General features: G+C 30.7%; 15 protein-coding genes. All 15 read right to left on the minus strand.

Annotated features, from left to right (window positions below; genetic code table 11):
* Window positions 1-2: 2 nt before the first annotated feature.
* The gene (locus tag B3N22_RS16450) at window positions 3-767 is read right to left on the minus strand and encodes a CheR family methyltransferase (RefSeq protein ID WP_286908764.1); all 765 of its coding nucleotides are present in this window, start codon (window positions 765-767) and stop codon (window positions 3-5) included.
* A gap of 8 nt (window positions 768-775) precedes the next feature.
* Window positions 776-1,816 (minus strand): protein-glutamate methylesterase/protein-glutamine glutaminase, encoded by a 1,041-nt coding sequence (locus B3N22_RS16455; protein WP_286908765.1) that lies wholly within the window; start codon window positions 1,814-1,816, stop codon window positions 776-778.
* 14 nt (window positions 1,817-1,830) lie between these two features.
* Entirely contained in the window at window positions 1,831-2,319 is a 489-nt protein-coding gene (locus B3N22_RS16460) for a chemoreceptor glutamine deamidase CheD (protein ID WP_021800883.1), read from the minus strand.
* 10 nt (window positions 2,320-2,329) lie between these two features.
* Window positions 2,330-2,785: a chemotaxis protein CheW gene (locus B3N22_RS16465; protein WP_021800882.1), complete on the minus strand. Its 456-nt coding sequence runs from the start codon at window positions 2,783-2,785 to the stop codon at window positions 2,330-2,332.
* 11 nt (window positions 2,786-2,796) lie between these two features.
* The gene (locus tag B3N22_RS16470; protein ID WP_021800881.1) at window positions 2,797-4,704 is read right to left on the minus strand and encodes a FapA family protein; all 1,908 of its coding nucleotides are present in this window, start codon (window positions 4,702-4,704) and stop codon (window positions 2,797-2,799) included.
* A gap of 46 nt (window positions 4,705-4,750) precedes the next feature.
* Window positions 4,751-5,569, minus strand: coding sequence for an aminotransferase class IV (locus B3N22_RS16475; RefSeq protein ID WP_286908766.1), 819 nt, complete (start codon window positions 5,567-5,569; stop codon window positions 4,751-4,753).
* A gap of 103 nt (window positions 5,570-5,672) precedes the next feature.
* Window positions 5,673-6,065: a DUF1292 domain-containing protein gene (locus B3N22_RS16480; protein WP_021800879.1), complete on the minus strand. Its 393-nt coding sequence runs from the start codon at window positions 6,063-6,065 to the stop codon at window positions 5,673-5,675.
* Between the two features lie 137 nt (window positions 6,066-6,202).
* On the minus strand, window positions 6,203-7,069 hold the full coding sequence (locus B3N22_RS16485) for a tRNA 2-thiocytidine biosynthesis TtcA family protein (protein ID WP_286908767.1): 867 nt from the start codon (window positions 7,067-7,069) through the stop codon (window positions 6,203-6,205).
* A gap of 186 nt (window positions 7,070-7,255) precedes the next feature.
* Window positions 7,256-7,774, minus strand: coding sequence for a QueT transporter family protein (locus tag B3N22_RS16490; RefSeq protein WP_414632240.1), 519 nt, complete (start codon window positions 7,772-7,774; stop codon window positions 7,256-7,258).
* A 291-nt stretch (window positions 7,775-8,065) separates the two neighbouring features.
* Complete coding sequence (locus B3N22_RS16495; RefSeq protein ID WP_278335128.1) at window positions 8,066-8,191, minus strand: hypothetical protein; 126 nt, start codon at window positions 8,189-8,191, stop codon at window positions 8,066-8,068.
* Window positions 8,181-9,071: a DMT family transporter gene (locus B3N22_RS16500; protein ID WP_286908769.1), complete on the minus strand. Its 891-nt coding sequence runs from the start codon at window positions 9,069-9,071 to the stop codon at window positions 8,181-8,183. The genes B3N22_RS16495 and B3N22_RS16500 overlap by 11 nt, the downstream gene beginning before the upstream one ends.
* 99 nt (window positions 9,072-9,170) lie before the next feature.
* A complete protein-coding gene (locus B3N22_RS16505; protein WP_286908770.1) occupies window positions 9,171-10,097 on the minus strand; it encodes an ABC transporter permease in 927 nt (308 codons plus the stop codon).
* On the minus strand, window positions 10,097-11,089 hold the full coding sequence (locus tag B3N22_RS16510; RefSeq protein ID WP_286908894.1) for an ABC transporter permease: 993 nt from the start codon (window positions 11,087-11,089) through the stop codon (window positions 10,097-10,099). The genes B3N22_RS16505 and B3N22_RS16510 overlap by 1 nt, the downstream gene beginning before the upstream one ends.
* Before the next feature lie 71 nt (window positions 11,090-11,160).
* The gene (locus B3N22_RS16515; protein ID WP_286908771.1) at window positions 11,161-12,669 is read right to left on the minus strand and encodes an ABC transporter ATP-binding protein; all 1,509 of its coding nucleotides are present in this window, start codon (window positions 12,667-12,669) and stop codon (window positions 11,161-11,163) included.
* A 69-nt stretch (window positions 12,670-12,738) separates the two neighbouring features.
* The gene (locus B3N22_RS16520) at window positions 12,739-13,842 is read right to left on the minus strand and encodes a BMP family ABC transporter substrate-binding protein (RefSeq protein ID WP_286908772.1); all 1,104 of its coding nucleotides are present in this window, start codon (window positions 13,840-13,842) and stop codon (window positions 12,739-12,741) included.
* Between the last annotated feature and the right edge of the window lie 32 nt (window positions 13,843-13,874).

Here is a 13,874-nt window from a genome sequence, read left to right on the forward strand (position 1 = left end):
CCTTATAGTTTTCTATATATAAAAGTAGACGCTTTTTCAAAACCATATTTTTTATAATCGTAAATAGTTTCTGTAGCTCCTACAAAAAGTAGTCCTCCCTTTTTAAGAGACTCTGCAAACTTACTATAAATAGCTTCTTTAGTATCATTATTAAAATAAATGACAACATTTCTGCAAACAATTAGGTCAAAGTTTTTCTCATAAGTCCCAAGTATTAAATCATGTTTTTTAAAAGTTACTTTCTTTTTTATAGAATCATCTATATAGTATTTATCGTTAACTTTCTTAAAATATTTATTTAAATCTGTAGGACTTACATTTTTCATTTCATTATCAGTGTATTCACCCTTATTAGCTTTACCTAAAATAGTAGTATCTATGTCTGTTGCTAAAAGAGTTAAATTCCCTTTATAATTTATATTTTCTGCAATCATTGCAAGAGAATAAGGTTCACATCCTATAGAGCAAGCTGCACTCCATATTTTTAAGGATGAGCTTTTAGCAAAGTCTTTTTTAAGTATATCTTCTAGTTGTTTAAACATCTCAGGATTCCTAAAAAATTCTGTTACGTTAATCGTAATAAAATCTAAAAATCTTTGTTTTTGATTAGGATCTTTAGATATTAATTCTTTATATTCCTCAAGATTTCTAACTCCAACTCTATTCATTAAACTTTCTATTCTTCTATGCAGCTGGTTAGGTTTATAAGCCGATAGGTTTATTCCTATATATCTATGAACCCACTTTTCAAATTCTAAGAAATCCATGGCGCCTCCTAATTTTTACTGACTATTTTTATTATACTGTCTTTTATTTGACTTAAAGGTAACACCATATCTACTTTTCCAGTATCGTAGGCTGCTTTTGGCATTCCATATATGGTACAAGTACTTTCATGTTCTGATATAGTTATTCCACCTGCATCTTTTACTGCAACAGTACCTTTTGAACCATCCCTGCCCATTCCAGTTAAAATAACAGAGACAACATTTCCTCCATACACTTTAACCGCTGAAAACAATAAGTTATCTACTGCCGGTCTTACTCCCCATACAGTAGGCTCTTCATTTAAATGGATTCTCTTATCTACACCAACTTCCATGTGATATCCTGCTTTTGCTATATATATCTTATTTCTCTCAACTATCATGCCATCTTCTGCTTCTATTACCTGCATATTAGAATTTTCATTTAATCTATCTGCAAAGGCTTTAGTAAATCCTTTAGGCATGTGTTGAACTACAAAAACCGGAACATTTAAATCTTTTGGAAGTAGGGGAAGAACACTATATAAAGCCCTAGGGCCTCCTGTTGAAGCTCCTATTAAAAGCGCCTCCACTCTTTTTTTAGAACTTGTTACTCTTTCTATATGTACTGGTTCAACTTTATGTTTTATAGTACTTATCTTCTTGTTTACAGACTTTGTACTTCTTATCTTTTGTATTAAATCTTCTCCAACTTTAGTAATATCTAAAGATATAGATCCTGATGGTTTTGCTACAAAATCATAAGCTCCCAGTCTTAAACAATCCATGGTCAATCTTGAACCATTAACTGTTAAGCTACTTAACATTATCACCGGTGTAGATACTTTTCTGCCTTTTAATTCTCTAAGAGTTGTTACTCCATCCATCTTAGGCATTTCTACATCTAAGGTAATAACATCAGGTGTGAATTTATGTAATTTTTCTAATAAGTCTTCTCCATTTCTGGCAGTAGTAATAACTTCTAAATCATCCTGCTCATTAATAATATCTGATATTATTTTTCTCATAAGAGCTGAATCATCAACTACTAAAACTTTAATTTTATGCAATTCAACCAACTCCATTATATTTCTTTAGTTTCTTGTCCTATGGTTCTCACTATGACTACTCCATTTTGAGGATCTACAATCATAGTTCTTCCTTTATTTCCGCCAACATCTGAAGCAATTATTGGGATTTTAAGTTCCCCTAATGACTTTATTACAGCTTCAGCATTTCTTTTTCCTATATCATTTATCATAGTTTTATCTGAAAAGTTAAACATGGAAGCTCCTCCGACAATTTTTGCCTTCATGTGTCTTATAGAGCAACCTTCTTTTTGCATCTTGTCCATAAGTATTGGGATTGCTAAATCTGCAAACTTATACGGATTAGTTACATTTTTAAAACTTTTACTATCAGGAAGCATTATGTGCGCGAGTCCAGCTATTTTTTTTATATTGTCATATAGAGCAATACCTATACAAGAGCCTAATCCTATAGTCATAATTTTTCCTGGTGGATTAACGATATTTAAATCTGCAATTCCAACCTTTATCTCATTGCTCTGCATTTTACGCCTCCTAAAAAATTATCTGATTTTCCTCTTCAGTTAAAACTTTAGAAAGATTTAATAGAATAACAATCTTATTATCTTCTAATTTTATTAATCCTTCTATATATCTTCCAGAAATAGCTGATGTAATTGCTTTAGACATTTCAATGGACGATGTATTAATATCCTTAACTTCATATACATTATCAACTAATATTCCAAATTTATTTGTTTGTTCCTTTGTTACTACTATCTTAGAATCCTGATCATTACTAGACTGAGGATTTAAAGAGAATTTCTTTTTCAAATTAATTATTGGAAGAATACCAGTTTCGTAATTTATAACCCCTTCCATAAAATGAGGAACATCTGGTATCAAGGTTGGTTTTTCGAAACCTAATATTCTTTCAACATCCATTATGTTAATTCCATAAAACTCGTTATTTAAACTAAAAATTAAAACTTTCATCTCAGTAGATGACATAGCAATTCCTCCTATAATACAAACTTATCAATATTTACATCTCCATATTGATCTAAATATCCGTGTACATTTTTACACGGCGCATCAATAACATACTCTCTTTTTCCAAATATAAATTTTGTTCCCATGTATACAACATCAGCATATATATGTCCAGTTTTGCTGGTTATTAATGTTGTTTTTCCTCCGCCTTCTGAGCCAACTATCTTGCATTTTATTTCATTCTGCGCTTTTAATGACCCTCCCCTTATAACAGAATTGTTATTTTTAAAATATATACTGCCTTGAGCGGATATATTAGATAGATAAGCGCCTTTCCCTGTAAATATTATATCCCCAGAAGATTCTATATTAGAATCTTGAGTGTAGTTTATATATAAGTTTACAGGAAGCTTTAGTTCTGAACTTAAGCTTTTAATTCTATTATCTAATAACTCTATAATTTCATATAATTCATTATAACTTTTTATTTCGCTAACGCCTAGAGAAAAAAGTTTAGTTTTCAGTAGTTGTTTTATTTTTTCATTTTCTTCTCCATTTATGCTTTGGTTTACTAATAGTATTCTTCCCTTACTAGATAATGTTTTAAATTTACTTTCTAGTAGTGTAAGTATTATTTCACCATCTCTAACGCTTCCAACATTTAAATTTCTTTCTTTTATTTGGGTTATAACATCTATTAATTCAGATAAATCCTCTCTTATTCCCTTATATAAGTACACTTCATTCATTGCTAGAGTGTTATCTCCTCCTGCAATGACTCGTCCTCTTATTACAGTTCCTTTTAAGGTCATCTCTCCCTTTGAAGTTAAAAAGGCGCCTTCAACATTTTTTTCAACTATTAATGTATTTCCTGCACTAACAGTCATTCCATCTTTTATGTTGCCCCTTACATGCACATCTCCAATAAAATGTATATTGCCACTTTTCACATCTACATCAACATCTTGATTAAAAACTTTATAAACGTAAAAGACTCCCCCTTTAACGCAAGGTCTTCCATCAGTAGATGAATATACTTTATTATCTTTAATGTAGCAGCCTTCTCCAGCTTTTAAGTTAATTTTATTAAATGTTTTTCTTTTTTTTACTTTCCCAAAGATATCAATACCATCTTTTCCTTCTGATCCCTGTATTATCTCTCCTAAGGGCTGATTAGCTTCAATATTTGCTATATCATAAAAATTTCTATAATCTACTTTATCTAAATCTCCATGCTCTTTTGACTTAGTCTCTTCAGCAAAAAATATATTAATCCTATCTCCCACATCATCAATAGGCTTTAACCCTTCTGCTACTGTTATTCCTTCTACTATTTCTTTCTTTGTAAGTTCTTCTATTACATCCTCTTTTATACCAAAGGTTATTCCATTACTTTTTAAAGCGTCTTTTATTTCTTCTTTAGTAAATTTAGGTGGGTAGTTTTTTTCTTTTTCAACTATTTCAATATCTATGTTATAAGTTCTTTCACAATCTTTAATAGAGTAATTAATTTCTGGTTCATAAGTAATCCATAAATTAGCTTTCATATTATCATCTGAGGTTTCTATATTTAAATTTCTTTTAGCTTCTTTTTTTTCTATATGATAGTCTAAGTTGTTTTCTTCTAAAACTTTTATTTTATTAAAAACTCTTTCCTCATCTACAAAAAATTCTATGGTTTCTGGTATGTTTATTAGTGCTGGTTTTTTTTCATTTTTAGGATTCTCTATTAAAAACTTTCCGTCAATAATAGAAACATATCCTTTATCATCTATGATTTCCTTTGGTGTTACTTCAAGTTCTATACTCTTTTTAAACAAACCTTTTTTTTCATTAAGTATTCTATAACTTAATCGTTCTATAGGTAAATTTAATTCGTCGCAAGCTTCCTTTAAAGCATTTTCCAAAGTATCACTTTTTATTACAATTCTCTCCATAAACATACCCCTTTCAACAAGACAAGTATACCATAATTAGCTAAATTTATAAATTACTTTTATTTGCATTAACATAAGTATTTATCTTATCATCGTATGTTTTTATCAAAACCTTTATAATCTCATTAACATTTGAATTAAATATTCTATCATTAACTGAAGTAATTGGTAAAATTTTAGGAGATGTACCTGTTATAAATAGTCCATCTAATCTATCTAAGTCTTTATAATTAACTTTTTCTTCTTTAAAATCTATATTATTTTCTAGGCATAGTTCTATAATTTCTCCTCTAGTAACTCCTGGAAGTACAGCTTCAAGAGGTGATGTTATAATAGTATTGTTTTTTACCATAAAGATGTTAGATCTGCTTCCTTCAGTTATATTTCCGTTTCTATCCACTAATATAGCTTCATAGGCATTGTTTTCTTTTATTTCTTTATTAACTAAATCCCTAAAGCTATCATTAACTATTTTTGCATTAGGATTTGTTCTTTCTCCAAAATACAATATAGTTTTAACGCCTTTTAAATATTGTTCTTCTGCAGGATAACTATGAGGTATAAAAAATATCTTAAGTTTGTTATCTTCTGTAACCTCTATTGTTATCTTTACATTTCCATCTTTAACTTTATTAGTTTTCGAAAGTTCTATTATAGAGTTTTTTATCTCCTCATCCTTATATGGATTTACCTTATCTATTATTTTAAATGAATTATTCATTCTTTCTAAATGATTTTCTAAAAAAAGAGGCACTCCATCAATTATTCTCAAAACCTCATATATTATAGTTCCTTTTGGTTCTTCAAAATTTTTTGATAATTTCTTCAGATTATTTTCTATAAAATATTCATGTAAACAGGGCATGTGTATCAACTCCTAAATATTAGTTTTAGATATATTATAGCTCTTAATTGTTAAAATAAAAGGTGCACAATACAAATTATATGTATTATGCACCTAAAAAATCTTAAGCTAATTCATCTTGATAGAATTTTGATACTATCTCGAATTCATTTTCATCTTCTACAGGGATTAGAGACTCATCTGTATCTGCTTTCATTAAGAAAACTGAATCATCATTTGGATCTTGAATTAATGCATACACATTATTCTTTAAAGACTCTTCACTACCTGTATATTCAAAGCTATCTACAACATCAAATGATACTATATTTCCATTTTCATCTTCAAAATCAACTACTAGAGTTTCTCCTTCTTCATGATCATGGTCATGTCCGCATCCACATTCATGGTCGTGATCATGATGATGGTGTTCGTGGTCGTGTCCACATCCACAGCTTTCTTTTTCTTCACCTTCGCAGCCGCATTCACAGCCATTATTTAATTCTTTATCTGTCATATTAATTCCTCACCTTAACTAGCTATATACTAGTAAGTATGAGAAGTCACCTCCTTATATAAAAATGGTACTCTTTTCATTTTAACCGTAATATCTAAATATTAAAAGAAAATTTTTAAATTTTCTTAAATAATTATTTATTCCTCTTCAAAAGCATCTAGAAAACTATGTTTAACTCCACCCTTTTCCCATCCTAATATGGAATCCATAGCTACATTTTCAGCTGCTTTAAATATTGATTTATCAACATTTTCAAAATTCTTCTTTAGGTTTTCTATAAGTTCTTTTATTTCATATCTCTTATTACCTGTCTTTTTAGCTGCAACCATACAAGCGCAGTTAAGAGGCCATATTCCTGAACTTTGAGTAAAGTTTTGTATAGACTGTTCTTCTATGTAATACATAGGTCTAATAAGTTCTATTCCTTCGAAGTTTTTAGCCTTAAGTTTAGGTAACATGGTTTTAAAATTCCCTGCGTATAAAACATTTAGCATAGTTGTTTCTATAACATCATTAAAATGATGACCTAAAGCCAGCTTATTGCAACCAAGTTCCTGTGCTTTTGAATATAAAGATCCTCTTCTCATCCTAGCGCACATATAACATGGATATTCCTGTGCAATTCTATCTACAACATCAAAAATTCCTGATTCATATATCTGTACAGGTATATTTAAGTGGTTGCAGTTATCTATTAAAAGTTCTTTTATATTTTCATGGTACCCTGGGTCCATAGCTATAAACTCAAGCTCAAAATTAACTTGCCCATGTTTCTTAAGTTCTTGAAAAAGCTTTGCCATAAGCATAGAATCCTTACCTCCTGATATGGCTACCGCTATCTTATCTCCTTCTTCAACAAGTTTATAATCCTTTACTGCCTTTATAAACTTAGTCCAAATCTTTTTTCTATATTTCTTAATTAAACTTCTTTCTATTTCGTCTAGTGGTTTTCTTTCATTAAAAGGTACTAATATTTCACAACCTTCTCCTGCTGTTTTACTCAAGTTTTTCACCTCTTTATTTATATCGGTTATAATCTTTTGTTATTATAACACCATTTTTTTTATTTGTCCTGACTTTTTTAGTTGAGAACTGAAAGTTGAAATTTGAGAATTAAATGAGAACTAAAAATAGACAGTTGACATCTGAAATTTCTCATCTGTCAACTGTCCAAGCTTATCTTATAATTATTAACTTACTTTATAGTTACTTGTAATTCCCTTAAGTATTCCTGATTTTTTAAGATAAGAAAATAAAGGAACTCCTACTAAAGTTACAACTACAAACTCACCTAACCCTACTTGGAACATTGTTAAAAATAAGGGGAACTGAGCAACGTAATACAGCATGTACCCTATCATAATACCATTAATTATAGTAGGCCATAAAGATGCAATAACTGTAGCTAGGCTTTGTTTTTTTATAAATTTCATTGTGTAACTCATAAGTACTAAAGATATAAAGGTTGCTAAAGTTCCAACTACTATATCCGTCATCCCATATGGTCCTAAAAGGTTAGCTAAAAAACACCCTAAAGTTAATCCTCCTATATAAAATGGATCCAATAAAACTAATAACACCATAATCTCTGATACTCTAAATTGTATAGGCCCATAACTAATTGGTGCTAAAAAATAAGTTAGCGCTGCATATAGTGCTGCTATAAGTGCTGAAAATACTATTCTTCTTGTTTTCATACTTTCCTCCAAAAAAATTATTTTGAAAGCCTGGGAATTAATAAAAAAAACCGTAGAAATATAATTCTACGGCTTTAAGTCAACAAAAATAAATAGGAGAGATAAATCTCCTACTACATGTACAACTTAATGTATTAATGCCGTAGTTTTGTTTTAAGGCAGGAGGCTTCCGAACTGCCTTTGTTAAGTTTACTTTCCTATTATATGTTATGATTACCTTAAAATCAATATTTTTTAAATAGCAATTTATTACTTTATTATAGAAAAAGCTTGAGTTTTGATTAACAAAACTCAAGCTTTTTCCTATTTCTTATTTTTATTTGCTGCTAAATCTTTTTCAAATTCTTCCACTGCATTTTTTGTAAAATTACCTACTCTTACCCACTTAACGCCTTCACTATTGCTGCCTTCATACACTTTATGCTTCAACCTTACCACTCCTTCCAGGATAATTACTTATAAAGCTACTACCTAGAATTAGTATTCCTCCTATTACAGTGTTTATGCTTATTCTTTCACTTAAGAAAAGTGCTCCAAAAATCACCGAAGAGACAGGATCAATATAACTTAACACTACTATTTTATCTGTAGCTACATCTTTAAAACTTGAGAAGTACAGCATGTACGCAATCCCAGTATGTACAACTCCTACAAAAAGCAGTATAACTAAAGTCAACCCACTCTCAACTCTAAAGTTTCCTCTAGTTACTACTAGTGGAAGCAAAATAACTATACTTAAGGCCATTTGTATTAAAGTTCTGATAATATCATCTATGTTATTAAGTTTCTTGTTCATTAAAACTATTAAAGCATATACAATAGCAGCAGCTAATGCAAAAAGCATTCCTTTTATATGATTATATTCTCCAGAAGTTTCTCCATTAGAGATTAATATCAATGCTAATCCTGATATAGCTACAAATACTGAAACCAAACTTTTAAGTTTTATTTTTTCTTTAGTTATTATAGGAGAAAGCAAAATAGTAAATGCAGGTGCCAAGTAATAAATCAAAGTTCCATTTCCAACTGTTGTATACTTATATGACTGGAATAAAAATACCCAGTTTAGTCCTAAAAGTAAACCTAATATAATTAATATAAAAATTGATTTTTTATTACTGCTTTTCAACGAATCTATAATAGGTTTTTTAAAATAAAATTTATTTATCATAAAAATAAACAAACTTCCAACTACAGCTCTTGAAAATGCAATCTCTACAGAACTAAGGTGTATATTTTTTACGAATATGCCCAAACTTCCCCAAATTAGCATAGCCCCTATTAATTTAAAACTACTTTTTTTATCCAAAAATATTACCCCCATTCTTAATTATCCATTTTCAACTAACTCTACTAATTTGTCAACAAAAAAGGCTATCACAAATTTGTGATAGCCTTAAACTTTTAATTATCTCTCTTCCCTAAAGTAAGGTAAACTTAAAGACTTAGGTGGTGAGTTCTTTTTGGATTTTTTACTCGAAATTATAACTAGAACTACTATAGTAACCACATAAGGTAACATGCTTAAAATATATGAAGATACTATTGGGTTAGCTATTCTAAATCCTACTATATCAAGTCCTCCAAATAAGTATGCTCCAAGTAGAGCCTTATATGGATTCCATGCAGCAAATATAACTAAGGCTACAGCTATCCATCCTCTACCTGCTGTTATATTATCTGCCCATACTGGAACATATACTAATGAAAGATAAGCCCCACCAAGACCGGCTAAAGCTCCTCCAAGCAGTATGTTAACATACTTGTATAAACTTACATTTATACTTACAGCATCTGCTGCTCCTGGATTCTCTCCAACTGCTCTTAGGTTTAAACCTACTCTAGTTTTGTATAAGTAAATGCCAACTATTATAGTTAATACATAAGATATATAGATAAAGGTATCGTGATTGAATAATATATCTCCGAAGAAAGGTATGTCTCCTAATACAGGTATCTTAGTTTCAGCAAAAAAGCTTTTAACACTATCAGGAACAACTTGCCCTACAGCCTTTTGTCCAAGTAATGAAGATACTCCAGTTCCAAATATAGTTAAAGTTAAACCTGTAACAACTTGATTAGTTCTAAATGAAACAGTTAAAACCGCATAAATTAAACCACCAAGTGCCCCTGCTCCTGCTGCTGCAAAAAGAGCAAAGATAGGATTTCCTGTTTTATATCCTATTAAAAATCCAGATATGGCTCCTAAAAGCATCATACCTTCTACTCCAAGATTTAAGTTACCAACTTTTTCACATAAAATTTCTCCCAAGGTAGCTAATAAAAGAGGTGTTCCTGCAATTATTGCTGCATGTAAAAATGATTGAACATTCATTATTTCACCCTCCTAAAGTCTATTCTATATCTAATAAACATTTCACTAGCTAAAACACAAAATAGTATAAGAGCTTGAATAACTGAAGCCGCTGCATTAGGAATTCCAAAAGCAGTTTGTATATAAGCTCCACCTTGAGTAAGCCCTGCAAATAGTATAGAAACTATAAGCGCAAATATAGAATTTAAGTTTGATAACCAAGCTATTATTATAGCAGTATTTCCTGCTCCATTTGTAACTTCTGTAGACAAAGTCTGACTTACAGCTGAAGCTTGTATAAATCCAACAAGACCACATAAAGCACCACTTATAAACACTGCTTTTAATATAGTTTTATTGATGTTTATTCCTGCATATTTTGCAGTATTAGTACTATCTCCTAAGACAGCTATTTCATATCCCATTTTACTATGCTTCATAAATATATAAAAAACTACTACGATTATAAGTGCAATTATCCACCCTATATGTACTCCAAAAACTCTAGGTAATATAGCATTATCTTGAAAGTTAGCTATTTTAGGAAACCCCATAGCATTTTTGTCTTTTAACAAGTCAAACTGAAGTAAAGTTATAAATTTTAATGCAACGTAGTTAAGCATCAATGTAATTATAGTTTCATTTGTATTAAAATAAACTTTCAATACTCCAGCTAAAGCTGCCCATAATCCTCCGCAGATTATAGCTGCTAAACACATAACTAATAGAAGTACAGGTTTTGGAAGTGAAGTTAAGTTTAAAGCAACTATAGTTGCTCCAAAAGCTCCCATAAATATCTGTCCTTCTCCACCAATGTTCCAAAAAAGCATTTTAAAGGCTACACCTACACCTATAGCTGCTATAAGTAGCGGTATAGCTGTTATTATAGTTTGTCTTACTCTATTAGCTGTACCAAATGCCCCTTTAATCATTCCCCCAAAAACTTCAATAGGATTATGTCCTAGGGTAACTAAGAACAATCCTGCAATAACTATAGCTATAACTATAGCCATAACTCTTATTCTAATACTTACAGATTTATTTATATCTTCTCTTTTAACTAATCTCAAAGTTTTATCCTCCTTTAGGCTTTGGCTCCTACCATCATGAGTCCTAATTTTTCTCTAGTTGCTTCTTTGCTATTAATAGTTCCACTTACATTTCCATTACATATAACCATTATTCTATCGCATAATTGCATAAGAACGTCTAAGTCTTCCCCAATGAAAAGAACAGCAGTCCCCTTCTTTTTAGCATCGTTAATTAAACTATAAATAGTAAAGCAAGTATTAATATCTAATCCTCTTACTGGATAGGCCATAACTAAAAGTTTAGGATTAACACTTAGTTCTCTTCCTAATAATATTTTTTGAATATTACCGCCAGATAAGTTTTTAATAGGATAATGAATTGACGGTGTTTTTATTTCTAGATGATCTTTAAGTTCATGCGCTTTTTTCTCTATAGGTTTTCTATCTATTAATAATCCTTTTTGAGAATAATAAGACTTTAACAAAAGATTATCTACCATATCCATAGAACCAACTAAGCCCATACCTAATCTATCTTCTGGTATAAAACTCATGCTTATTCCTTTTTTAACAAATTCTCTAGGATTTTTCCCAGCTAAATTTTCTCCATCAAATACAATAGCTCCATTTTTAGCTTTAGTAACTCCTGCTATAGCTTCACAAAGTTCTTTTTGTCCAGCTCCAGCTATACCAGCAACTCCAAGTACTTCTCCCTCTTTAATATTAAAGGATATGCTTTTAATTGCTTCTATTCCTTCTTCACTTAAAACAGTTAAGTTATCAACCTTTAGAAGTTCTTTTCCTTCTTTAACTTCAACATTTTCTATAAATAAGTCTACTGCTCTTCCAACCATAAGTTCAGTTAACTCTTTAGGAGTCGTTGCATCTTTGTGAAGAGTTTTTATACTTTCACCTTTTCTTAAAACTGTTATTTTATCACATATTTCCATAACTTCATCCATCTTATGTGATATAAATACTACAGCACAATCCATTTCTTTCATTCTTCTCATAATTTTGAACAGTTTTTCAGTTTCTTGAGGCGTAAAAACAGTAGTAGGTTCATCTAATATAAGTATCTTAGCTCCTCTATAAAGAACTTTTAGAATCTCAAGGTTTTGCTTTTCTCCCACAGACATATCTGATACATACTTATCTAAATCTATATCTAAATCATATTTTTTGCATATATCTATAATATCTGCATCTGCTTTTTTACCTTTACTAAATAGCCCTTTTTTCATACCTAACAGTATATTTTCTCTAGCAGTCATAGCTTCTACTAGTTTAAAGTGTTGATAAATAGTACCAACTCCTGCATCCATAGCTTCTTTAGGCGAAGTAAAGTGCACTTCTTTCCCATCTAATTCTATAGTTCCTCCATCTGGTGAGTAAACTCCAGATATAACACTTATTAATGTACTTTTTCCTGCACCATTTTCCCCAAGTAGTGCATGAATTTCACCTTTATAAAGTCTAAGATTTACGTTATTATTAGCAATTACTTTTCCAAATCCTTTTGATATGTTTTTCAACGCTATTACTGGTGTATTATTACTCATTTACGCCTCCATAAAATTAAAACTGAAGAAATGTTACTCTCTTCAGTTCTATTATTTTTAATCCTTAGATTAGTTGCTTGGAATAGTTCCGTCTACTCCTTGAACAAACCAGTTTATGTTCCAAACTTCATCGTCTGTTAATGTTTGACCTTCTTTAACTTTAACTGCACCGCTTTGATCTTTTATTGGACCTTGGAATATTACATTGTTTCCTTCTTTTATCTTAGCTTCTGCTTTTTCTACTGCTGCTTTAGCTCCTTCTGGTGCTACTGAAGTTAATGGTGCAAGAGAAACTATGTTATCTGCATATCCGCCCCAGTATTTTTCTGATTTCCAAGTACCAGCTTGAATAGCCTTTATTTGACTTACATAGTATGGACCCCAGTTCCAAACAGCTGATGTCATGTTAGCTTTTGGAGCAGTAGTGCTCATATCTGTATTATATCCTAATGAGAATACTCCTTTAGATTCAGCAGCTTGTTGTGGACCTGCTGTATCTTGATGTTGTGCTATAACGTCTGCACCTGCATCGATTAATGCTAAAGCTGCATCTTTTTCTTTAGCTGGATCATACCAAGTGTTAGTCCAGTTAACTTTAACTTTAACGTTTGGATTTACTGATTGAGCGCCTAATGTAAATGCATTTATATTTCTAATTACTTCTGGTATTGGGAAAGCTCCTACAAAACCTAATGTATTTGATTTTGTCTTCATTCCTGCTACAACACCATTTAAGTACATCATTTCATGAATTTTACCAAAGAATTGTCCCATATTGTCTGCTAATTCATATCCTGAACAATGTAAGAACTTAACATCTGGATATTTTTTAGCTGATGATAATAAACCATCTTGGAAACCAAAACTTGTTCCTACTATTACTGTAGCACCTTGGTCAACCATATCATCTACAACTTTTTCTACTTCAGCTTTATCTTCTGCAACTGATTCTTTGTAAATTGTTTTTACGCCAGTTTCTTTTTCAAGATAAAGTCTTCCTTCATTGTGAGCATAACTATAACCACCATCACCTATTGGTCCTACATAAATAAAACCTACTGTTAAATCTTTCTTGTCATCCTTTTTACCCTCTGTACCTGAGCTGCTACATCCTGTTAATACTAGTGCTGCTGCTATTGTAGCGCTTAACATTACTTTAAGGAATTTTTTCATGATTTTTCCCCCCGAAAATATTATTTTTATTG

The organism is Clostridium sp. UBA1652, from assembly GCF_002320975.1.
Classification (GTDB): domain Bacteria; phylum Bacillota; class Clostridia; order Clostridiales; family Clostridiaceae; genus Clostridium_T; species Clostridium_T intestinale.